This window comes from Sphingobium trunci, assembly GCF_022664535.1.
GTDB lineage: Bacteria > Pseudomonadota > Alphaproteobacteria > Sphingomonadales > Sphingomonadaceae > Sphingobium.
Map to the genome: position 1 here is coordinate 45,324 of NZ_JAKUJY010000015.1, position 22,288 is coordinate 67,611.

Consider the following 22,288-nt stretch of genomic DNA (forward strand, 5'->3'; position numbering starts at 1 on the left):
GGTACGGAGAACCTTCCAGCCGACAATGCGCATGCATCGCGCCTGGGGCCTTCCTGCCAAAGCGCCATCATGCGACAGCCCTGGATCCCTTCCAGCAAAGGCCAAGAACCAGTCCGACCTGCTATCTCGGCGAAGCGCTCAACGGGCGCTAGTCACTGAATCTCCTGGTCAAAAGGAGGGGGAGGATTGCGAACCACGCTATCCTGCCCCCCCATATCAGGCGGCCACGAGAGAGGGCGTGTCTGCACTGATATCAAGTTTGAGAAGCCTTGCGGCATTCTTCCAGCGAAGCTTTTCCCGGTTTTCGTCGCTCATCTTGAGCGGCGCCGAAAGATCCTCACGTATGGCATCGCTTCCGCCAAAATTGCTGCCGTAGAGAAGATTGTCGGCATCGATCACATCGATCACAGCCTGACGCATCGGCAGTTCATGAATCAGCGGATCGAAATAGAAATTTTTCATATAATGCCGCAGCGGCTCCTTGTTCTTCGCTGTGCGCAGATTCTGGTTCGTCATGTCTAAACGACCCAGTTGGTAAGGAACATAACCGCCACCGTGCGTGATGTAGATTTTGAGATCGGGAAAGCGATCGAGCACGCCGCCGTTGATCATGTACCAGAAAAGGCGAGTCTCGTCATAAGGCATTCCGACGATGGCCGTAACGTCAAAAGGCTCCTTGTCGGCATCTTCACCCCAAGTCACGGATTGATTAAACCCATGAACGAAGACAGGAATGTCCAGTTTGGAAACCATTTCCCATACCGGGTAGAATTCCTCATCATGGACTTCCAGTCCGCCAAAATTGGCGCCGCCCATGCCCAAGCCGACCGCGCCGCGTTTCGTTACCGCATGCTCCAGTTCGGCTGCCGCGACCTTGGGATCCTGCAATGCGGTATGCGCGAAGAATTTAAGTCGGTCGGGATCGGCTGAGCAATACTCCTCCATGACCCGATTTGTGTTTTCGGCATAGGCTTTTCCGAATTCCTTATCGGCCCAGTACATCGCGTAATGTGACGGGAGCGAAAGCACCTGGATATCCTGCTTGGCCGCATCCATTTGCGCCAGTCGGAAATGCGGATCAGCTCTCTGGCGCATCGTCTCTTCGCGCGAAATTATGTTGCCGGCCGCCACGGCCTGGCGCCTTTCGGGTATGCCCAAATGCAGCACCCATTTGCCGATACGCAGATTTACGTCGCCATCGGCACTCGGAACATAAGTCGGCCCCCAATGCGGGTGCTGATCAAGAAATCCCGGATGAGGCAAATGAGCGTGCAGGTCGATAAGCATCCGATGTCTCCAGAGGAAAGTACGATTCAGCCCGCTTGCGCGGGCGCGTTTTAGGAGGGATCAATTGGACGGACGGTTGATCCCCAACCGTCGAGCATTTGGCGCAAGCCCCATGCTGCAACGCCGGAGGGCTTGCGGGCGATGTAACTGTCGTCCAGCATTTCACCGTTCCAGCCATATTCGAATTCGAAGCCAGTAGGAGTCCGCACGTAGAAGGAGATCATCTCATCCATCTGATGCCGGCCGAGGGAATATTTAATCGGAATGCCGCGATCCTGCACCATATCCCAGGCGCGGCCAACATCATCCAGGCTGCTCACTTCCACGCACATATGAGTAACGCCGCGCATTCCCTTGGCGGGGATATAGGCCATGCAGTGTGAGCGGGGATTGCAGCGATAAAATTCAAGGCCGAGTATCTCACCATTCGGCCCTTCGGCGCGATAGCCGGCGAACACCTTGAACCCCATTACCTCGGTCGCGAATGCCCGCAGCTCATCGTTGACTTCCGGCACTGCCAAAACTGCATGGCCCAGGCCAAGATTTTCCGCCACAAAACCGTGGATCGGGCGGCCCGGGACAAACGAACAGGGCGAAAACTCAGGCGAATGGTAGAGCTCATGGCGAAACCCCGCAGGATCCTGGAAATGAACCATGGCTGACACATGGCGATCCGCCAAATCTTCTGCGCTTGCCGCCGTGTAGGCTACGCCATGTTTCTCAAGGTGCCGCAAACCCTCTTCGAATTCGATGCGACCAGCGACCTCCCAGCCCAGGTAGCTCAATTCGTCGATGTCTCCGGGATGCAGCGAGACGCGATGGTGACGGTCATCCATCCGCAGGCGGACACTGCCATCCGCTCCCCTTGGAGCCAGGCCGAACCCAAATATGTCAGGCCCGAAGCTTAACCACTCCTCATATTTGGGGCTCTGAAATCCGATATACCCGAGCGACAATATCTTCACCACATCCTCACACGCTTATAGAATTACCATAGATAAAACTGGCAAGTTCTACTTTATAACTTATTATGCGCCGATCGGCGGATCGGCTCAGCGGATATATAGCGGATAAGTTGTAAATGGAGAAGGATCGGTCGTCCAATCCCCAATCCAACTGGCTCGATAGCGAATTTCTATCGGCTGAGATTGGCCATCCTGCTTGAACGGGACGCCTCCTGCTTTAGGAGGATAGCACAAGAAAGAAGATGCACTGGAGACTGGCCTAATGTCGGAGCACAAAGTCATCGCAACCGGCCTTCGGTTTCCTGAGGGTCCGATTTGGCGCCCGGACGGATCGATCCTGCTGGTCGAAATGGAGCGCCAGACGTTGTCACGCGTCGCGTCGGACGGGGGCGTCGAGGTGGTCGCGCATTTGGGCGGCGGTCCTAACGGCGCCGCGATCGGACCGGATGGTCACGCATACGTCTGCAACAATGGCGGTTTTCTCTGGCATGAAGAGGGGCCGATGCTCATGCCCCATGGCCGGGCACCGGACTGTCCCACCGGTTCAATCCAACGTGTCGATCTGAGCAGCGGCACGGTCGATATTTTGTATACCCACTGCGATGGCCAGCCGTTGCTGGCCCCGAACGACATCGCCTTCGACTGCTATGGCGGATTCTGGTTTACAGATTCCGGACTGATGACGGAAACCGGCATGACCTATGGCGGCCTCTACTATGCCAAACAGGATGGATCGGGTATATCGAAAGTGAGGGGCGGAAACGTCGGGTTAAATGGTGTGGCCTTCGGGCCCGACGGCACGACGCTTTATGTGTCAGAGACTCTCGCGGGACGCCTGTGGGCCTTCGACATTGTCGCGCCTGGAGAAGCGGCGCCCCCACCAATGCCGTTCATGGCCGCTCGGATCGTCCAAACTTTGCCCGCCTTCCAAATGGTGGATAGCCTTGCGGTGGAGGCCTCAGGTAAAGTCGCGGTCGCGACCATGCTGAACGGGGGCATTACCATCTTCGACCCCGACGGCACGACCGAACATTTCCCGCTTCCTGACCCATTCATGACCAACATCTGTTTTGGCGGCGCGGACATGCAGGACGCTTGGATGACCGGCGGTGCGACCGGAACTTTGTTCGCCGCACGCTGGCCCCGGCCCGGTCTGGCACTGCCCTATAACTGAGCTCGATCCAGGGATAATGATATGAAGAAATTCAAGGGCAAATCCGCGCTTATAATCGGTGCCGGCACGGGCATAGGGGCCCAGACCGCGCGTTTGCTGGCAAGTCAGGGTGCCTCCGTCGCGGTGGGCGACCTTGCGGCGGACGCCGCGCAAGCGGTGGTCGATGAGATTTTGTCCGTTGGCGGCAAGGCCATCGCACTGTCGCTGGACGTCTCCCAGGAAAGTGACGTGTCCGCTGCCGTAACCGAAACAGTCGAAACCTTCGGCCGTCTGGATATCCTGCACAACAACGCTGCCATCACCTCGCGCGATGTGCTTGACCAGGATACCGATGTCCTCAACATGGACGTCGATCTGTGGGATCGCACGATGGCGGTCAATCTGCGCGGGCCGATGCTGGCAGCCAAACATGCGCTGCCGCAAATGATCGCCCAAGGCAGCGGGAGCATCATCAACACAGCATCCGGCAAGGGAATCCAAGGTGATCTCGACCGTACGGCCTATGGCACGTCGAAGGGCGGGCTCATCACGCTGACACGCTATCTGGCAACCCAATATGGCAAATCCGGCATCCGCGCGAACGCGCTGATCGTCGGCTTGGTGGTCAGCGAAGCGTTGCGAGCGGCCTTCCCGGCGGATCGCCTGGCTTTCTTTGAAAGCCATCACCTGACACCACAGCTCGGAACGCCCATGGATGTCGCCCAGGCCGTGGCATTCCTGGCCTCGGACGAAGCGAGCTTCATCACCGGTCATGCCCTCGCCGTTGATGGCGGCTTCACGGCGCACAGCCCCGTTTTCGCCGGGATATCGGCCGCCTAAGCCCTGTCAGGGGGCAGACGGCACGGGGACATGAAGGTCTGCCAATACACAGCCGATATGGAACTTGCTCAAAAGGCAATTGTGCCGTTGCCCCACTCTTCGCTACGCGCAACTATTTCCAGTCGCGGAGAAAGTCATGCTGCCCCTTGCCGGCGTAAAAGTCATAGATCTCACGTCCGTTGCGATGGGCCCATTTGCTAGCCAGTGGTTGGGCGATTTCGGTGCCGACATCGTAAAGGTGGAGGCGCCGCAAGGAGACACCACGCGGAACACGGGCCCTGGAAACGAACCAGGGATGGCCGCGATATATCTGGGTACCAACCGAAACAAGCGCAGCATCATCCTCGATCTGAAACGTACCGAGGCTAGGGAAGCATTGTTGAAGCTCGTCGACACTGCGGACATTTTCATGCACAGTGTGCGCCCGCAGAAGCTCAGGAAACTGGGTTTGGATCCTGACGCGCTACTCGCCCGCAATCCTCGTCTCGTCTATGCCGGCTTTCATGGTTTTGCCGAGGCCGGACCTTATGGTGGCCGCCCCGCCTATGACGATATTATCCAAGGCCTTTGCGGCAGCGCCGCGCTGATGCGCCAGCAAAGCGGTGAGGCGCGCTATTTCCCGACGATCATGGCCGACAAGACGACCGGAGTTATCGGCGCTATTGCGATCCTGGCTGCGCTGCGCGGGCGAGATGCGTCAGGCAAGGGCAGCTATGTCGAAATACCGATGTTCGAATCCATGGTCGCCTTTAACCTGCAGGAGCATTTTTACGGCGCGCACTTCGTGCCGCCATTAGCGCCTCCAGTCTATCCGCGCGTTATGTCGCCGTCGCGCAAGCCGCACAAGACGATCGATTCCTACATCTGCGTCATGCCTTATACCGACGCGCATTGGCGGGACTTCTTTGCCGAGGTGGGAACCCCTGAGATTGCATTCGAAGAGCGTTTTACCGGCATTTCGCGCCGAACACAGAATATCGATGCACTCTATGCCCTTGCCGCCCAGCATATTGCGACCAAGACGACCGCCGAGTGGATTGACATATTCAACCGCCTTCAGATCCCGGCCGCACCGATGCTGGAACTCGTTGATCTGCTGGAAGATGAACATCTGGCCCAGACCGGCTTTTTCGAAGTATTGGACGATGAGAAGATCGGCAAGGTGCGCTTTACGGGTGTGCCTGTCCTGATCGACGGTGAGCGTCTCCCCATCAACTTTCCCCCACGGCTCGGCGAACATGGCCGTATCATCCTGGCTGAAGCGGGATTAACCGAGGAGGAGATCAATACCGTCCTGTCCGAACCTCGGCATCCCACTCAACACGAAAGCACACCGGCATGAACGATACCACCACCATCACCCAACTTGGCCGTGGTCCCTATTGGCAGGAAGTCTCGGTGGGTGACAAGTTCCGTACATACGAGCGCACCATCACCGAAACCGACCTGGTAAGTTTCATCAACGTTACCGGCATGTTGGAAACCCAGTTTACTGCGTCCGCGCTGCACGCCGGTCCCATCCAGGGCCGCCTGATTCCCGCTGCGTTGACCTACGGCATTATCGAAGGTTTTCAGTTCCAGTCGCTCATCCAGGGTGTCGGCCTCGCTTTGCTGGACGTCGCCATAAAGGCGCACGCACCGGTCAGGGTGGGCGACACCATCCATGCGATCATCGAAGTCACTCTGATAAAGCCGACCAGCAAGGGCAATCGCGCCATCGTCGCATCCGAAGTCAAGGTCTTCAATCAGGACGACCTGCTGGTTCTATCCTATGTCGTTACGCGGATGGTCGCAGGCAAGCCCGAATAAGCGGTCCGGGCCGTCCCAGGCGCTGGCTGCATTGATCCGCAAGCATGCAACCGACGCCGAAAAGGTTGTCTTTGAGACAGGTCCGTTGTCCGTATGGTTTTATCACGCGCTCACGTCGCAAGGACTGCCCGCGATCTGCAGTGATGCCCGCCATGCAAAAGCTGCGCTCGATATGGCGTCTAACAATACCGACGCTGACGACGCCGATGGGCTGACCCATCTGGCCGAAGTGGGATTTTACCGTGAAGTCTGCGTCAAGGACTTTGACAGCATGCTCTCGCGTATCTTGATCAACGCCCGTTCGAAGCTTTTCTGGATCGGCATCGAAATCTCGAACCAGATAAGCGGAATGCTGAAGGTCTTCGGGTTGGCGTCCGGAGTAACTGCTACTGCCGTCATCGCGGCGGCCGAAAATCCCGCAAAATTCAAGCGATCGCGATCGGTCGGAGCATGGCTGGGACTGACGACCCGTCGTTATAAATCGGGCGAAGTCGATTATGATGGCCATATCTCGAGGCGTGGCGACGCACATCTGCGCGGACCGCTTTACGACGCCGCTATTGGCATCCTGATACGTGCCCGAGCTGATAGCGATTTACGGACTTGCGGTACGAGGCTCCGTGAACGGATCGCCTTCAAACTCGCTACCGTCGCGCTGCCAGAAAGCTTGCCGTCATCGTGCATACCATTTTTGCAATCGGACGAGTTGTTCGACAAAGTCCCGGTCGCGACCTGACAGCCGTTCCTAACCCGCGCGTTGAGCGTAAACAGCTGTCCCTGCGGGGACGTGGGCTGCTCTATTCCGCAGAGTCCGTTGCATTAGGCCTTCTGGCTGCCAATGCGCTCCAAACATAAGAAAGATCGTCCGCGATGCCCCTTCATGCGTCGGCTTATATCGGTCGCGAAGACGACCATGCTTCCGGCATACACACCCATACCATAAAAAGGCTTGATCAGGTGATATGCGATTAGAGGACGGGCACCTAAGATGCCAGGTCAGCGCATCCATGAATACGATAAACAGTTCGACGCTGCCAGCGAACAACTTTAGAACATGGGATTGAAAACGCCGTTGCACATCAGAAGGAAGGCGACCACGACGCGTCTCTAACGATAATATCATTCATATCCAAAATTTCGGTCAAATGGGCTGAGACATCCTCAGGAGTCAGATTTGAGTCTGAGTAACCCCGAGATTCAACCATCACCAGGCGTGAGACGTGCCCTCCCCCCGTGCAAAGGACTTCGCCGTTCAGTTGACAAGATGCGTGTGCGAGGAACGCCACTACCGGTGCAACCATCCGCGCCGGCATTGCCGATCTAAATTGCTCGATTGCCTCCTTGGGGAGGCCGAATGCGCTGGGCCCCAGCGAATCTTCAGATAGGCGCGTAAACGCGCGCGGCGCAATTGAATTCACCCTGACCCCCAGCGGAGCTGCCTCGAGGGCAAGGTTAAGGCTAAATCCGAACACCGCGCCCTTCGCCGAGCCATAGGTAATCACCGCCGGTGATCCGAGCATACCTTCGGATATTGTGTTGACGATGCGGCCATTTCGCTTGCACAATTCTTTCCACGCGGCCGAAGTGACCTGCACGGTACCCAAAAAATGTATATCAAGGGCGTGCTGATAATCCTGGATTGCTACTTGCGCGAAACTCGCGTGGACATTGAAGCCGGCGTTGTTGATGAGGATATCGACCCCTCCGAACGCGGCCACTGCCGCCTCTACGATCGAGGCAGCGCCCTCGGGCGTGGCAACCGACGCGCTGTGCGCAACGGCGCGCCCTCCCCTCTCAACAATTTCTCGCACCACATCATCCGCGGGGCCAACCTTCTCTCCACCTTCCGAGCTCTCGTCGAGATCGTTTACGACCACCAAAGCGCCACGGTCGGCCAACAGAAGCGCGTATTCGCGGCCGAGGCCGCGACCCGCGCCAGTTATGATGGCAACCTGATCGTCGAAGCGTAGCGAACTTTGGAAAGAGCTCGTCATGACTGTTCAGAGATCCTCATCATCTGGAGCCGAGTTCGATCTCATTTGAGGGCGAGCAGAAAGAACGTTCAATCTGGCAGTGCCCAATTTAGCCGCGTTGGGAAAGCTCCTCTTCACGGCCCGTCAGAGCCGCGTGTCGATGGCGATATCGATCAGCGTCGGCAACTCACTGGCGAGCGCCGCCGGTAGCGCCGCCCTTACATCGTGGAGGGTTTCCACGCGGACGGCCGGCATGCCCCACCCCTTTGCAAGGGATGTAAAATCCAGCATCGGATCTATCAGATCCATCGCCTCGAAATGACCGGTCCTAGCGGCGTGATCGCCGATAGCATTGGTCCGCTGCTTCAGAATGCGATAGGATCGATTGTTGAAGATGAGGAACGGGATGGCTAGGCGCCGGTTCATCGCCGTCCAAAGAGACTGAATGCTGTAGAGAGCGCTGCCGTCGCCCGACAGGGCAACGACGGGTCGGTCGGGCATCGCCAGCTTGGCGCCGATCGCTTGCGGCAACGCCATGCCAATGCCGCCCCCGCGAAGCCCGTAGTAGCTTTGCGGATCGTCACTGATGATTAGGTCGCGCAATCCTGGGTTGGAAGATAATATCTCCTCCACAACGACCGCATTTGAGGGCAGGATTTCCCCGATAAGGTGAAGCAGCGCCATGGGCTGGATTGGGCTGGCCCCGTATAGGCTTTGCGCCTTGCTCACTGCCGCACGACGCCGCTGGGAACTCGCCTGACCGATCGTTGACCGGCGTTCACTTGCCGCCTTGCGGTCGCCATCGGCCTGGCGATCGGCGATGGCCGCAGTCAATTCCGGCAGGGTCGCCTTAGGGTCGCCCAACAGCGCGGCCTCCGTGGGGAAATTCTTGCCCAATTCCCACGGGTCCACATCCAGGTGAACGATCCGCGTGCCCGGCGCGAACGCTTCCGCGCCCGTCGGTAATGACATAGTGAACAGGTCGCCACCAATCGATATGACCAGGTCATGCTGTTGCGACAGCGCCTGAACCGCAGTACCGAGCCGGGTAACCAGCCCCGCAAACAGCGGGTGGGACGCGGGGAAGGACGCGCTGTCCGCCATCGCTTCGCAATAGACAGGCGCGCCGATCAGCTCAGCGAGCGCGACGAGCTCGGGGTGAGCGAAGCTCTTCGACACCGCATCGCCGGCGAAGATGAGCGGTGCCTTTGCCGCAGCGATCAGCTCTGCCGCATGGGCGATGACCGATGCATCGGCGCGCAGACCACTGCCCACACGCGTCGGCGCCATCATGTCGATGTCGGCACTGTCGCTGAGGACATTGTCGGGCAACGACAGAAACACGGGGCCCATAGGCGGCGTCAGCGCGACCTTGCAGGCGCGATGCAGGGCTCTCGGCAAATCCTCCAGCGAGCGCACTTCGGTCGACCATTTTACATAGGGTCGAGCCATGACGGCGAGATCATCCCACAGAAGAGGTTCGGCCAGAGCGATGTCGTTATGATGCTGGCCCGCTGTTACCAATATAGGGGCACCTGCTTTCTTGGCGTTGTAAAGCATGCCAAGCGCATTGCCGAGGCCCGGAGCTGCGTGTAGGTTAACGGCGGCGAGCTTACCAGTCGCCACCGCATATCCATGCGCCATTCCCATGGCGGACCCTTCGTGAAGGGCCAGCACATATTGCGGTTTCTTCTCCACCGCGTAGGCGTCCATCAGAGTCAACTCAGTCGTGCCCGGGTTGCCGAACAGATACTCGACACCCTCCTGTCGCAACAGTTCCAGGAATGCGTGCTTTCCGGCGATCATTGCCATCAGTTGCTGGCCTCGACAGCTGGCGACACGATCAGACCATCGAGCGCGATCACACCCTCGCCTTCAAGCAGCACACGCAACGGATTGACGTCGAGTTCCGCGATATGGTCGCCATGGTCGTTCATCAACCGGGATACCGCCAGCAACGCATCGACCAAGGCGCCCCGATCGCTTGGCCTGCCGCGGCGAGCGCTGGCCAGCAAAGGTGAAAGCCCCGCCTCGTCGATCATGCTTTCGGCATCGAAGCGGGAAAGCGGTATGGGGCGGATGGATACGCTAGCCAACGCCTCCGCCAGCACCCCGCCCATGCCCACCATCACGACCGGCCCGAAGGCCGAATCATGCTTGGCCCCGACGATGACCTCGACACCCTCCGGCGCAGTTTCCTGGACCAGAACGCCCTCTATATGCGCTGCGGAATTATAGGCCGCGGCGTTGGCGACGATGCTGTCCCATGTCGCCGACACATCGCTTTCGGACACGCCCAGCACCACGCCGCCGGCCTCTGTTTTGTGTGCGATGTCGGGCGACAGTATCTTCATGACGACCGGAAAGCCGATGGCAGTTGCGGCCTTGAGTGCATCGCCCCCCCCCCGGGCAACGGCTTCCCGCGGTGATCGCAGGCCATAGGCGGCCAGCAAGGCGCGCGTTTCGGTTTCCAGAAGGGGCACGGAGCTGGGGAAGACCGACAGCTCTCCCGATGAACCAACCGCAGGAGAACTCAAGATGGCTTTTCGGTCCGCCTCCCAAACCGTCCGCGCCTTGATAGCCGCCGCGCATTCGTCGAGCGATTCGAACACTGGGATATCGAGCGCGCGCAGCGCGTCGGTCTGCTCGCGACCATAATCGGCGGGCATCCAGCGAACCAGACAGATCATCTTGCCCGATCGCTTGGCGGCTTCGGCAACGACCGGCGGAACGACGCGCAGGATGTGGACGCCGAAGGGCAGGACTACGACCAGGACGTCGACGTCAGGGTCTTCAAGGAAGGCCTGTACGGAGTCGATCATGATCTGCGGGTTGGACGTGACCGCGCCGGCCGGATCGAAGGGATTGCCAGGCGTCGAGAATTCCGATGTGGCACCGAGCTTCCCCAGCGTTTCGGGCGCTAGGACGGCCAGCGGTATGCCTAATTCCTCGAACAAGTCCGCGCTATAGACGGCCAGGCCCCCCGACACGCTGACCACGCCAACCTTGCCGCCGCCCCAGTCGCGCCGCGACTGAAATATGGCGGCAACGGGCAACAGTGAATCGATGTTGTCCACCCGAATGATGCCGTTCTGACGAAAGAAGCCGTCATAAACGCCGTCCGACCCGATGAGGGCGCCCGTGTGTGCCTGAGCCTTCTCGGCACCGAGCGACGAACGGCCGACCTTCAGCGCGATGATCGGCTTGCCAGCCTCCAAAGCCACCCGTGACGCGGCGCCGAAGGACCGAACGTCGCGGATGCTTTCAAGGTACAGGATAAGGGCCCGGCTATGTTCGTCCTCCACGGCGGCCAGCATGAGATCCGACACCTGCAGATCCATTTCGTTGCCGGTTGAAAACCATAGACTGGGTCCCATGCCACGCTCGTCCGCGCGGGTCAGCATCGCGGTTCCGATCGCACCCGATTGAGTGATGAAAGCGATGTTGCCGGCTCGATAACGCCCGGTCAGAAAGGCGGCCGAAGTGCCCAGCGGCAATTTGCCCGCCGCGCTGAAATAGCCCGTGCAATTGGGGCCGACGACCCGCACTCCGGCTGCCTTGGCGACCGCCTTGAGTTCTGCCTGGCGTTGCGCGCCGAGCTCGCCAGTTTCGGCAAAGCCGCTGGAAATGACGATCGCCGCCTTTACTCCCTTACGGCCGCAGGCGGCGATTGCCGTCGCCACCGCATCGCGCGGCACGACGATCAGAGCGACGTCGGGATTGCCCTCGATGTCATCGACACTGGCGTAGGCGCGATGGCCACCAATCGTGTCCCGCTTCGGGTTGACCGGATAGACCGGTCCTTCGAATTGGCTAGCGGCCAACACCCGGATCGGGTTGCCGGACATTTTGCCCGGGTCATCAGATACGCCGACGAGCGCGACGCCCGTTGGTCGAATGAGTGCGCGCACTCCCTCACCGATCTTCCCGGCATCGGGCGCAATGGGCTTATCCACCATTAGGACGCCCTCGCCAATATTCGCTCGGCCTGCACAAATTGCGGTAATTCGATGATCTGGCCATCGACCGAGAATATCGCCTTGTTCTGCCGCGTCGCCTCTTCCGCCGTTTCGATAACCTTTTTCGCCCAGGCTATCTGCTTCTCGGTGGGGGAATAGGCCCTGTGTATGCCCGCCACCTGTTTGGGCGAGATAGCCGATTTGCCGTCGAAACCGAGCCGGACGCTATAGCCCGCATCCTCCTCTGACTGATCGAGGTCGCGGTAGGACATGAACGGCGCATCGATCGCCGAAATGCCGGCGGCATGGGCGGCATGCACGATCAGGCTGCGCGCATAGACGGTATGCGGGGTCTCCCCGGGGCTGCTCGTCAGGCGGTAGCCAAATTCATTGGCCAGATCGACGATGCCCAGGACGAGCGCGCCCATACGTGGCACAGCGTTCGCAATGGCGTTCACATTCGACAAGGCCTTTATCCGCTCGATCACTGCGCCAATTTCTACGGAACCGCGCGCGATTCCCGATTGTATCTCGGCTAGGGCGACCATGCCGTCCAGCCGGATCATATCGACCTCATCGAGAGCCTTTGCCATGAAGATGAGGTTCGGCCGTCCCCCTACAATAGCGGTCAGGTCCAGTTCGGCATTTCCCTCATCGAAATGGGCGATGCGGATCCAGACCTCCTGTCCCGCTTTCCAAGGCCATTGGTCCAGCGCGCGACGGATGGTGTCGCGCGCGAGCTGCTTGTTGGCTGCGGTAACGCCGTCCTCAAGGTCCAGATGAACGATATCGGCGCCCGACGACGCCGACTTCACGATAAATTCCCAGTTGTCGCCGGGCACAAGCAGCTTGGATCTGCGTGCTCCGCGGGCGCGCGCTTCACACATGGTCATGGTCATCCTCTAATTGTCTCTCACCGGCATCCATGATTGATGTAGCTGGTCTTGATCTCCGTGAAGAATTCGGCGGAGGCTGTTCCCTGTTCGCGCCCCCCATAGCCGGACGGTGCTCGGCCACCGAACGGCACATGATATTCGACCCCGGCCGTCGGCGCGTTGACCATCACCATGCCCGCCTTTGACGCGCGACGAAAAGCTTCCGCGACGGAAAGACTGGTCGTGCAGATGGCCGACGACAGCGCAAATTGCGTGTCATTGGCTGTCGCGATCCCCTCATCCAGATCGCCGACCTTGACGACCGCGGCGATCGGACCGAACACTTCTTCCTGGTTGATCGTCATGGCGTTTGTGGTGTTGGCGAATAGAATAGGGCGCATGAAATGTCCGCCCCGCGGTAATGCCCCGCCATCGGTCCCAGCTACCCGCAGCGCGCCGGCCTGTTCGGCTTCGGCAACATAGGTATGGTTCTTCTGCAGCTGCGCGGCGTTGGCGACGGGTCCCATCTGGGTTGTCGGATCCAGCGGATCGCCGACACGCAACGCATCGACCTGCGCCGAAAGCCGCGCGACGAATTCCTCGTGAATGCTCTCCTGCACGATCAGGCGGCTTGACGCCGTGCAGCGCTGCCCGGTCTGATGGAACGCGCCCTGTAACGCGACGTCGACCGCAAGGTTCAGATCGGCATCCGCCATGACAAGCAAGGGGTTTTTGCCCCCCAGTTCCAACTGCACCTTCTTCATGCCCTTGGTTGCGCGCTCCAGCACACGCTGGCCGTTTCCGCTCGATCCGGTGAAGCTGACCCCGTCAGTTTCATCGATCAGCAACGGGCCCAGCAAGGAGCCATCGCCAGGGATCAGGTTGAAGACGCCCGCCGGCGTGCCGGCCTCGTGGATGATCGCGGCCAGTGCGACCGACACGGCGGGTGTGAATTCCGAAGGCTTCAGGACCACCGTATTTCCATAAGCCATGGCGCCGGCGATTTTCCATGCCGGCGTCGCAAGCGGGAAATTCCAAGGGGTTATGAGCGCCAGTACCCCAACCGGTTCATAATCGACGATGACATTGAAACCCTCCCGCAGGCTGGGCATGAAAGCACCAGGATGTCGAAGCGGCTCGCCGGCATAATAATGGAACACCTGCGCCGCGCGGATGGCTTCGCCCCTCGCTTCCGGAAAAGTCTTGCCCTCCTCTCGCGCCAGCAGGGTGCCCAGCGTGTCGGCCGACGCTAGGATTGTGTCGCCGATTTTGCGTAATAGGTCAGAACGAACCTGCGGGTTGCTACCGCGCCAATGCGCCAGGGCTTCGCGCGCTGACGCCACCGCCGCACGGGCGTCTGCTTCGTCCGCCCAGCCAAACTGTCCGACATTATCCGACAACCGCGCTGGATTCTCGCCAGGCCGGATATCCTTGAGCACGCGCCATTCGCCGCCGATCAACCCGCCGGCCTCAAAGGTGTCTCGCGCCGCCTCCGCCGCCGTCGTAGGGTACAGCATCAGTGTGGCAGTTCGACATCGGAGGAAAAGGGAAGATAGCGACCATCGCCATAGATGAGCGGCGCCACATCACCTTCGAGACGAACCTGCCGCACCGCACCGATGAAGATCGTGTGGCTGCCATAGGCGATGGCCGTCGTCACGTCGCAGAACAGGTTCGATTGCGCATCCACCAGATAGGGAGCGCCGTCTTCGCAGGCCCATTCGCCGATCCCAAACCGAGCTGTCGGCTCCACGCTGCCGCCGAAGGCACTGGCGGCCTCCTCATGTCCGGGCCGCAGCAGATTGACGCAAAAGCTCGCGCCTTCCACCGCCGCGAGGACCGCATGCAGGCGGGTCTTTCGGTTGACGCAGATGAGAAGCGTCGGCGGATCCATTGACAGCGAGGTGACGGCCGTCATGGTCATGCCGAACCATTCGTCGCCCTGACGCGCTGTCACGATCGTTACCGTGGCGGCCAGACGGCGCATCGCGCCTCGAAACGCCTGCGCGACGTCAATGTTCAGGGGTGCAACGGATCGAGGAGAAATCTCGCCGGACTTCTTTGTCATGGCAACCTCCATCATTGGGGCGGTTAAACCAGCATGCCTGGCATGCCGCTCGGGATTCCCAGATCGACCTTGCCGGAAGCCACGCCATGAACGTCCCACTGGAAAACGATGTGAGCCACCCCGCCATGCACGTCCCGCCACATGCGCTGGACCGAATTGGACTTGTAGAGCGCCGATCCGCCATTGAGGGCGAATATCAGGTCGGCCGCCTCCGCCGTCAGCTTGGCGCAAAAACTGGCGTCACGTCGCATGCGAAACGCCATACGTCCGGTAAAAGGTTCGTTCTTGGCGATGACCTCATTCATGTCCGCAAAATTTCGGCGCACGAGAGCTTCAACAGCGTCCAGCAGTGCCCCGGCTTCGGCCACCTTAGATTGGAACGTCGGCTCGGCCGCCAAGCCCTTGCCCGACGATTTGGTGATCTTCGTCTTGGCTTCTTCGACGAACCTCTCGTAAGCGCCTCGCGCCGAGCCGTAGACGGCGGACAGCAGTACGAACCCCCCCATGACCGAGAAGGGGAAACGGACAGAGGCTTCGCTGTGCACATCGAGCCCCGGCGCCTTGCCCTGTACGAGATCGACATAGCCTAGCGTCCTGTCCTCCGACACGAACGCATCTGTGGCGGCGACGTCCGTACTGCCCGTTCCGCGCAGCGCTTCGGTATGCCAAGTATCCAATATGTCATACTGGTCGCGGGACAGGAGGAAATAGCGCTGACTGGGCGGCGAGCCGTCTTCGCCCGCCACGATCGCGCCGTTGATGGTCCAGTCGCAGGGGTGGATACCACTCGAAAAGGGCCAGCGGCCGTTGACGATATAACCCCCTTCCACCTTATTCGCCCGGCCCGCCGGAAACACGAAGGTCGAACCGATCAGCGTATCCGGATTGCTCCACACCTCTTCCTGGACGTGGCGTGGCCATAACGCCATATACAGTTCGTGGACGGCAAGATTGGCGAGCACCCAGGCCGTCGACATGCAGCCACGCGCCACTATTGAGCAGACGTCGAACAAAATCTCGGGCGGTTGCGCATAGCCGCCAAATGCCGAGGGACGCACCATCCGAAACAGGCCCGCATCCCGCATCGCCGCGACGACCAGGTCGGGCGTGCGACCGATGCGTTCGGCCTCAGCCGCATTTTCTGCAATCAGGGGAACGAGTGCTTCGGCACGCTCAATCAGCGCCGCATATCCCACTGGTGTGCCGGCTTCGCCGTCCCGGGGCATCGCTTTGGACGTGTCGACAAGAGGCGCACTCGATTTCAGAGCAAATGGGTCCGATTTCATGGCGTCAGCCCTCTTTGGATTCGTGAAAGTTGAGCTCGATCAGAATGCCATTCGGATCGAAAATATAAATTTGCCGGAGGCCGTCCTGGACATCCCGCGGCTTGTAGACGAGGCTCATCTCGTCCAACTTCCTGCAGAACGCGACGTAATCGACGGCAAGGAACGCGATATGATCGATGGCTCCGCTGCCATGCAGGGTGGTGACCGGCCGTCCCACCGTCTGCGCATCGGCTTTGCGAAGCAACTCTTCGTCGAACGGGTTCATGTCGGCAATGTGGACGACCGGAACATCTTTCTCGTCGTAAATCCACGCGCCCGGCAAAATACGGCCGGGGTAATGCCCCCGCTTCAGACCCAGGACTGCCGTGTAGAAATGAACCGTTTCCTCGAACCGCGTGGTCCGAATATTATAATGTTCCAGCAACCGCGCTGTCATCGCTTTTCACCCGAAAATCGGCCCGACGCGTTGACCGCGCCTGCCAGCTGACGGTGCAGCAGTCCTGAAAAAGGGTCCAATACAATGTTTGACGCGCACAATATTGCAGTGGGTGATCCCCGATCTGTTCGTGCAATTCGCCAGAAGCTACGGCCTCATATCGTCAGGCGCTCGCATGGTGAGTCGCTATCTGCAATACGGCATGTCACCGTTCGACGCGATTCCGCGATACGTGTCGGTATATTCCGTAGGCTTTGTCACTGCGGTGGCACACCTCTCATGAGACAATCTTCAATGCCCGTGCCCAGGCCTCCATTTAGAATATGCGGTCGCTTGCGATCTCACCCCCCTGTTTCGGTGCGTCCGTGACTGCTATGATCCTGACATGACGACAAGCGCTGGCATGACAGACGTACCCTCAGTGACGTTCAAGCGGCGCTCGCGCGAGCGGACGCACAGCGCCATGCGTGAACGCATATTGGACGGGACCGTGACATTGCTATCCGAACGCCCTGCCCAGCGCTTGACCATGCGAGAGGTGGCCAACCATGTCGGCATCGCTCGCGCAACTTTGTATCGCTATTACAGGACGGTAGAAGAATTGTTTGCCGGGGTAGGCGACCATCGGCGTGCGCGCTTCAAATCAGATATCAGGGCTGCCGTTGAAGGTCTGGTCGATCCCATCGATATTTTCTTGGCACTGCTGCGCTTCCTGCGGGTCTACAACGACGCCCAGATGACGGACCGCTTTCTCGAGGCCGAACCGCATTCTGTGCTTCGCAACATCAGAGCCTATTTCAGGTTCTATGTTGAGTGCGTGGAAGCGGAAATGGCTCCAGTTTTCGATTGGATCGAAGCCCAGATCCAGCGACCCTTGCGCCGTGGATTGGCGACCGAGATCGTTGTGCGCAATCAGTTCAGCGCTGCTCTGATCCCCGGAGACGGGGATTGGGCAAACCTCGATCTTTTCGTCCCGGAGGTCTGGACCTTTCTGTTCGGTCCCGCGATCAAACCTCAGGCCGCTAAGCGGCTGGCACGCTGAAGGTTCTTGCGGCAATCGGCGACGATCCGGTCGATCAGGGTCTTGCAGTCTGGGATATCGTTCATCAGTCCGATGGACATGCCCGCCCACAGTATGCCGCCGTCCACTTCCCCGCTTTCGAGCGCCGCTTTGCCGCGCTGCCCGGACACCAGCGGCCGAATATTCTCGAAAACGGAATCCGGCTCGCTTTCCACCTTCACCACTTCCTCGGAAATGGCATTGCGGAATACGCGCGCGGTGTTCCGGAATTTGCGGAAGATCAGACGGGTATCCCTCTCGGATCCCGCGACGATTGCCTTCTTGATGTCGTCATGCAAGGGCGCTTCCTTGGTCAGCATGAACCGCGTGCCCATGTTGATGCCCTCGGCGCCCAGCGTCAGCGCCGCCGCCAAGCCGCGCCCGTCGGCAAAGCCGCCGGATGCAACGATCGGGATATCCAGCGCCGCTGCCGCCGCTGGAATCAGGATGAGTCCGGGGATGTCGTCCTCGCCAGGGTGGCCGGCACATTCAAAGCCATCAATGCTGATCGCGTCCACGCCGTTGCGCTGCGCGCTCAGCGCATGCCGCACGGCCACGCATTTATGCATGATTTTGACGCCGGCTTCCTTGAAGAGCGCGATGAACTCCTTGGGGTTATTGCCCGCCGTTTCCACGATCTTGATGTCTGAATCGATGATCGCGCGGACATAATCCTCATAAGGTGGAGGATTGGTCGCAGGCAGCATTGTCAGATTCACGGCAAAGGGCTTGTCGGTCATCGCCCGGCACCGCACGATCTCCTGCCGCAATGCGTCCGGCGTCGGCTGGGTCAGCGCCGTCAGGATGCCGAGGCCGCCAGCATTGGACACCGCAGACGCGAGTTCAGCGCGGCCGACCCACATCATGCCCCCCTGAATGATCGGATATTCGATGCCCAACAATTCGGTGATGCGTGTCTTCATGCCATTTTTTCCATAGCTGCAGCGTGATCTTTCAGAAAATCCACGGTCGTCATACCACCGGCGGCGACGCGCTCCTGCCCGATCAGGCCAGACCAATAACTCTCGCTGCCGTTGGCGAAGCGCCATTCGTACAATCGCCGCGTGTAAAGCTGGAGATCATATTCCGCGCTCATACCCATCGCGCCGTGAACGGCATGAGCCGTTGCAGCCACGACGGACGCGCTGATGCTGGCGGCGTGCTTTCCAATGGCGGCCAGGGTCAAGGACCCGTCGAGCCCGCCCGAACAGCCGATCGCGGCGCCCATCTGCGCCATCAACACCTGCTCGGCCGCCACGGCCAGTTGCTGCTGTATGGCTTGCAGTTTGGAGATGGTCTTGCCGAACTGGCTGCGCTCGCCCGAGTAGCGGACGGTCATGTCCAGCACCGCTTCCACCATGCCGGCGATCTCGCATGCCCGTAACGTCGCAGCCATCGACCACAGCCCCGCGCTTGGACACGCGAACGTGGCGACCGGCTCCGTACCGCCCCGCCAGAAAAGGTCGCTGGAAAGGCTGTGATGGCCTCCCGTAGGATCGCTCTTTGCTGCAGCAACGGAAAGTAAGGAAATGGTTTCACCCTGGTCCACCAGAGCCCATTGCGCGACCGTACCATAGGGAACCGCCCGCGCCAATATCCCCTCACCGGCCGCCGATTGCGCGGTAACCAAAATTATCGGCCCCTCCGGCCTCTCGATACTCGCGCGTGCCAGCAGGGCCCGCGCCACCATCGTTTCGGAGAACGGTAGCGGCAGGACATAGCGCCCGGCCAGCTCCAGCAAGGGCGAAATATTAGAAAGCGCAAGGCCCGCGCCCCCCTGCTCCTCCGGGACCAAGGCGTCGAGAAAACCTGAATCGACAAGCATGTGCCAAAGCCCGTCGGCACTGCCGCCGGCTTCGACTTCGCGCACAACGGCGGGAGAGCAATTGTCTGCCAGCAGCTTGTTCAGAGGGTCAAGAATATCGTCGATGGCGAACATTCAGCGTAGTCCCAATCCGCGCGCGATTATCCCGCGCAATATTTCTCGGGTACCGCCCCTAAGCGAAAAGCTCGGCGCGATCTGACTGGTGAAGAAAAGTGTTCGGACCAACGACGGATCGACCATTTCATCCGGCCTGCTGCCCAGATCGTCGGCGATGGCGGTCGGGATCGCCTGTTCCAGGCTGGTCCCCAGATCCTTCAGCAATGATGCTTCCAACACGGGGCTTTCGCCCGCAACGAGCTTGCCCGTGACGGCGATTGCCACTTCGCGCAAAACCGCCAAATCGGCCGTGAACTTACCCGCCAAACGGAGCGCAGTGTCCGACAGCCGCTCGGTTTTCGCCAGATGGCGTATCCAGGCGTCTAGCAGGACGACGCTGGAATAGATGCGTTCGGGGCCGCTGCGTTCATAGGCCAATTCCGCGGTGACCTGCTTCCAGCCGTCTCCTTCCGTGCCCACCAACGCGTCCGGCCCCAACCGGACATCCTCAAAATGCACCTCGCAGAAATGCGCATCGCCGGTCACTTCGTCGATCGGACGTATCGTGATGCCCGGCAACTTCAGGTCGATGATGAGCTGCGACAGCCCCTGATGGCGGTCCCCCGCTTCCCCTGAGGTGCGCACCAGGGCGATCATGTGATGCGCGTGGTCGGCGTTGGTCGTCCACAGCTTCGTGCCGTTCAATATCCACCCGTCGCCGTCGGGCGTGGCGCGCGTCCGCACACTTGCAAGGTCCGACCCGGATCCCGGTTCGCTCATGCCGATGCAGAAGAAATTCTCGCCGCGGCAGATGGAGGGCAGATGCGCCTGCCGCTGCGCCTCGGTGCCGTAGTGCAGGATGAGCGGCGCGCTCTGCCGATCGGCGATCCAGTGCGCAGCCACAGGGGCTCCCACTGCCAGAAGCTCCTCTACCACGACGAAGCGCGCAAAGGCGTCCTGTCCCGCTCCTCCATAAGCTGGCGGCAATGTCAGACCGAGCAGGCCCGCAGCGCCCAGTTTCCGGGAAAATGCCGCGTCAAAGGAAAGCCAGGATCGGGCGCGCACGTCATCGGGATGGTCATGCTGCACTTGGGCGGCGATCCTTCGCGCCTTGGAGCGAAGTTCGTCATATTCGGCGGGTATTGTCGTCAGTTGCAGCCGGTCGAGCACTATTGGGCACCTTGGGATGTGGTCTTCTACCTGTCGGAACGCAGCTCACGCCGCGCGGGAAAGGACGCGAGTCAGTCCCACAGCATCGGCAAAGCGGGCGGCCCGCGGAAATGCACGCCTGTGATGACCGGCGGGTCCACGTCCGGATCAATGCGAAGGTTTGGCAGCCCGTCGAACAGGAGGTTGAGTGCCACTTCCATTTCCATCTTGGCGACAGGCATGCCGAGGCACATATGGGGACCGTAGCCGAAGCCTAGGGCCGGACGCGCCTTCCGGCCGATCTGGAAATCCTCGGGATCGGCAAAAACGCTCTCGTCATGGTTGGCGGCGCCGACCGCCATGGAAATCGCCGAATTCTCGGGAATGACCACCCCATCGACTTCCACCTCGCGCGTTGTGACGCGGGCCAGGAAGGACGCGGGCGTTTCCATGCGCATCGTTTCCAATATGGCGCCGGGGATGAGGCTGCGATCCTGACGGACCTGCTCGTACAACGCTGGTCGCTGAAGCAGAAGGGCAAGGAGATTGGAAAAGGAACGGGTTGTCGTTTCGGCGGCCGCAGGCAGCAACGTCAAAATGAAGTTGACGACCTCCTCGTCACTCAGCTTCCGTCCCTCGAATTCGACTTCCAGCAAGCGCCGGATAAGGTCGGGACCCGGCTTGTCCTCCTTGCGGCGCTGCTCGACGATCGGCAGGAGATGGGCTTTGAGGGCGACGACGGCCTCAAACGCCGCCGCACGTGCCTCTGCGTCCTTTTTCGGATCGATCTGGGGACCGGTCAAGATCCGCAGCGCCCAGTCGGCGAACTGCTCGATCTTCTCCTCGTCCTTGGGAAAACCAATGACCCCGTAGATGATACGAATTGGAAAGCCGAGTGCGAACTCGCTCAAGAGATCGGCGCGGCCGGCAGGCTTGAGCCGATCAATGAAGTCGCGCCTGATAACAGGCACGATCACGTCTTCGCGCCATTGCCTGAGCGCGGCGGGATTGAAGGCGGGTGCGAAAAGCCCGCGGGTTACGCGATGCTCTTCCCCGTCCTGCCCCGTGATGATCCGGCCGAGAAACTTGCCCAAGCTCTCCATCAGGATACTGCTGCTGAAAGTCTTTGCGTCCAACAGGCCTTGTTGGACCGCGTCATAGGAAAGAAAGGTGAAGACATCCCGTTGACCACCGGCCGCGTTTGCTCGTGACGGCACACCGAATTCGTCGAGAATGTCGCCGCGCATCACGCCGCCTGCGCGGCGCTTCTCGCGATATACGGGATATGGGTCTTCGACGGTGCCCGCGAACGTGCGCGTCAGTTCCGCAAAGCTGCCGCCCTGCCTACCCGTCTGTGCCTGCGTTACCATTTCATCACCTCCCGCGACGCTTGTTGATTGCGGCACTGTGCCAACACGCCCTAGTGCAATCTGAGACAAAAGTCGGATCACCTGCATCAAATAGCTATCAATCCTCGCAGACGCGATAGTCGCTATTGCACAGGGTG

General features: G+C 60.0%; 19 protein-coding genes and 1 pseudogene. 6 read left to right on the top strand and 14 right to left on the bottom strand.

Going from position 1 to position 22,288, the window contains the following annotated elements; all coding sequences use genetic code 11:
- Positions 1 to 216: 216 nt before the first annotated feature.
- Both MJ601_RS13790 and MJ601_RS13795 read right to left on the bottom strand, forming a co-directional pair.
- The gene (locus tag MJ601_RS13790) at positions 217 to 1,287 is read right to left on the bottom strand and encodes an amidohydrolase family protein (RefSeq protein WP_242127365.1); all 1,071 of its coding nucleotides are present in this window, start codon (positions 1,285 to 1,287) and stop codon (positions 217 to 219) included.
- Between the two features lie 50 nt (positions 1,288 to 1,337).
- Complete coding sequence (locus MJ601_RS13795) at positions 1,338 to 2,252, bottom strand: VOC family protein (RefSeq protein WP_242127368.1); 915 nt, start codon at positions 2,250 to 2,252, stop codon at positions 1,338 to 1,340.
- Between the two features lie 262 nt (positions 2,253 to 2,514).
- Between MJ601_RS13795 and MJ601_RS13800 the strand changes: the two genes are divergently transcribed.
- The 5 genes and pseudogenes from MJ601_RS13800 to MJ601_RS13820 all read left to right on the top strand — a co-directional run.
- Positions 2,515 to 3,426: an SMP-30/gluconolactonase/LRE family protein gene (locus MJ601_RS13800; RefSeq protein ID WP_242127370.1), complete on the top strand. Its 912-nt coding sequence runs from the start codon at positions 2,515 to 2,517 to the stop codon at positions 3,424 to 3,426.
- A 21-nt stretch (positions 3,427 to 3,447) separates the two neighbouring features.
- Positions 3,448 to 4,245 carry an SDR family NAD(P)-dependent oxidoreductase gene (locus tag MJ601_RS13805; protein WP_242127371.1) on the top strand — a complete coding sequence of 266 codons (798 nt, stop codon included), beginning with the start codon at positions 3,448 to 3,450 and terminating at the stop codon, positions 4,243 to 4,245.
- Positions 4,246 to 4,381: 136 nt separating this feature from the next.
- Positions 4,382 to 5,587, top strand: coding sequence for a CaiB/BaiF CoA transferase family protein (locus MJ601_RS13810; protein ID WP_242127373.1), 1,206 nt, complete (start codon positions 4,382 to 4,384; stop codon positions 5,585 to 5,587).
- Positions 5,584 to 6,054 carry a MaoC family dehydratase gene (locus tag MJ601_RS13815; RefSeq protein ID WP_242127375.1) on the top strand — a complete coding sequence of 157 codons (471 nt, stop codon included), beginning with the start codon at positions 5,584 to 5,586 and terminating at the stop codon, positions 6,052 to 6,054. The genes MJ601_RS13810 and MJ601_RS13815 overlap by 4 nt, the downstream gene beginning before the upstream one ends.
- Positions 6,055 to 6,076: 22 nt before the next feature.
- A pseudogene (locus MJ601_RS13820) lies at positions 6,077 to 6,768 on the top strand (transposase); the annotation flags it as partial.
- A gap of 365 nt (positions 6,769 to 7,133) precedes the next feature.
- Here the strand turns inward: MJ601_RS13820 and MJ601_RS13825 are convergent.
- From MJ601_RS13825 to MJ601_RS13860, 8 genes are all read right to left on the bottom strand, one after another.
- The gene (locus tag MJ601_RS13825; protein ID WP_242127377.1) at positions 7,134 to 8,048 is read right to left on the bottom strand and encodes an SDR family NAD(P)-dependent oxidoreductase; all 915 of its coding nucleotides are present in this window, start codon (positions 8,046 to 8,048) and stop codon (positions 7,134 to 7,136) included.
- Positions 8,049 to 8,171: 123 nt separating this feature from the next.
- The gene (locus tag MJ601_RS13830; RefSeq protein ID WP_242127379.1) at positions 8,172 to 9,839 is read right to left on the bottom strand and encodes a thiamine pyrophosphate-binding protein; all 1,668 of its coding nucleotides are present in this window, start codon (positions 9,837 to 9,839) and stop codon (positions 8,172 to 8,174) included.
- The gene (locus MJ601_RS13835) at positions 9,839 to 11,986 is read right to left on the bottom strand and encodes an acetate--CoA ligase family protein (protein WP_242127380.1); all 2,148 of its coding nucleotides are present in this window, start codon (positions 11,984 to 11,986) and stop codon (positions 9,839 to 9,841) included. Before MJ601_RS13835 ends, MJ601_RS13830 begins: the two co-directional genes overlap by 1 nt.
- Positions 11,986 to 12,885: an HpcH/HpaI aldolase/citrate lyase family protein gene (locus MJ601_RS13840; RefSeq protein ID WP_348635583.1), complete on the bottom strand. Its 900-nt coding sequence runs from the start codon at positions 12,883 to 12,885 to the stop codon at positions 11,986 to 11,988. The genes MJ601_RS13835 and MJ601_RS13840 overlap by 1 nt, the downstream gene beginning before the upstream one ends.
- A 14-nt stretch (positions 12,886 to 12,899) precedes the next feature.
- Positions 12,900 to 14,321 (bottom strand): aldehyde dehydrogenase family protein, encoded by a 1,422-nt coding sequence (locus tag MJ601_RS13845; RefSeq protein ID WP_242127382.1) that lies wholly within the window; start codon positions 14,319 to 14,321, stop codon positions 12,900 to 12,902.
- Positions 14,322 to 14,377: 56 nt separating this feature from the next.
- Positions 14,378 to 14,929, bottom strand: coding sequence for a flavin reductase family protein (locus MJ601_RS13850; protein ID WP_242127384.1), 552 nt, complete (start codon positions 14,927 to 14,929; stop codon positions 14,378 to 14,380).
- 23 nt (positions 14,930 to 14,952) lie between these two features.
- On the bottom strand, positions 14,953 to 16,215 hold the full coding sequence (locus tag MJ601_RS13855; RefSeq protein WP_242127386.1) for an acyl-CoA dehydrogenase family protein: 1,263 nt from the start codon (positions 16,213 to 16,215) through the stop codon (positions 14,953 to 14,955).
- A gap of 4 nt (positions 16,216 to 16,219) precedes the next feature.
- Entirely contained in the window at positions 16,220 to 16,651 is a 432-nt protein-coding gene (locus MJ601_RS13860; RefSeq protein ID WP_242127388.1) for a VOC family protein, read from the bottom strand.
- 385 nt (positions 16,652 to 17,036) lie between these two features.
- Between MJ601_RS13860 and MJ601_RS13865 the strand changes: the two genes are divergently transcribed.
- The gene (locus MJ601_RS13865) at positions 17,037 to 17,693 is read left to right on the top strand and encodes a TetR/AcrR family transcriptional regulator (RefSeq protein WP_242127389.1); all 657 of its coding nucleotides are present in this window, start codon (positions 17,037 to 17,039) and stop codon (positions 17,691 to 17,693) included.
- On the opposite strand, the gene MJ601_RS13870 is transcribed toward MJ601_RS13865, so the two are convergent.
- The 4 genes from MJ601_RS13870 to MJ601_RS13885 all read right to left on the bottom strand — a co-directional run bounded on the left by MJ601_RS13870 (position 17,666) and on the right by MJ601_RS13885 (position 22,151).
- The gene (locus MJ601_RS13870; RefSeq protein ID WP_242127487.1) at positions 17,666 to 18,634 is read right to left on the bottom strand and encodes an NAD(P)H-dependent flavin oxidoreductase; all 969 of its coding nucleotides are present in this window, start codon (positions 18,632 to 18,634) and stop codon (positions 17,666 to 17,668) included. The two genes, MJ601_RS13865 and MJ601_RS13870, sit on opposite strands and share 28 nt — an antisense overlap.
- Positions 18,631 to 19,650 carry an acyl-CoA dehydrogenase family protein gene (locus MJ601_RS13875; RefSeq protein ID WP_242127392.1) on the bottom strand — a complete coding sequence of 340 codons (1,020 nt, stop codon included), beginning with the start codon at positions 19,648 to 19,650 and terminating at the stop codon, positions 18,631 to 18,633. The genes MJ601_RS13870 and MJ601_RS13875 overlap by 4 nt, the downstream gene beginning before the upstream one ends.
- The gene (locus MJ601_RS13880; RefSeq protein ID WP_242127394.1) at positions 19,651 to 20,802 is read right to left on the bottom strand and encodes an acyl-CoA dehydrogenase family protein; all 1,152 of its coding nucleotides are present in this window, start codon (positions 20,800 to 20,802) and stop codon (positions 19,651 to 19,653) included. It abuts the gene before it with no gap.
- A 71-nt stretch (positions 20,803 to 20,873) separates the two neighbouring features.
- On the bottom strand, positions 20,874 to 22,151 hold the full coding sequence (locus MJ601_RS13885) for a cytochrome P450 (RefSeq protein WP_242127396.1): 1,278 nt from the start codon (positions 22,149 to 22,151) through the stop codon (positions 20,874 to 20,876).
- Positions 22,152 to 22,288 lie beyond the last annotated feature (137 nt).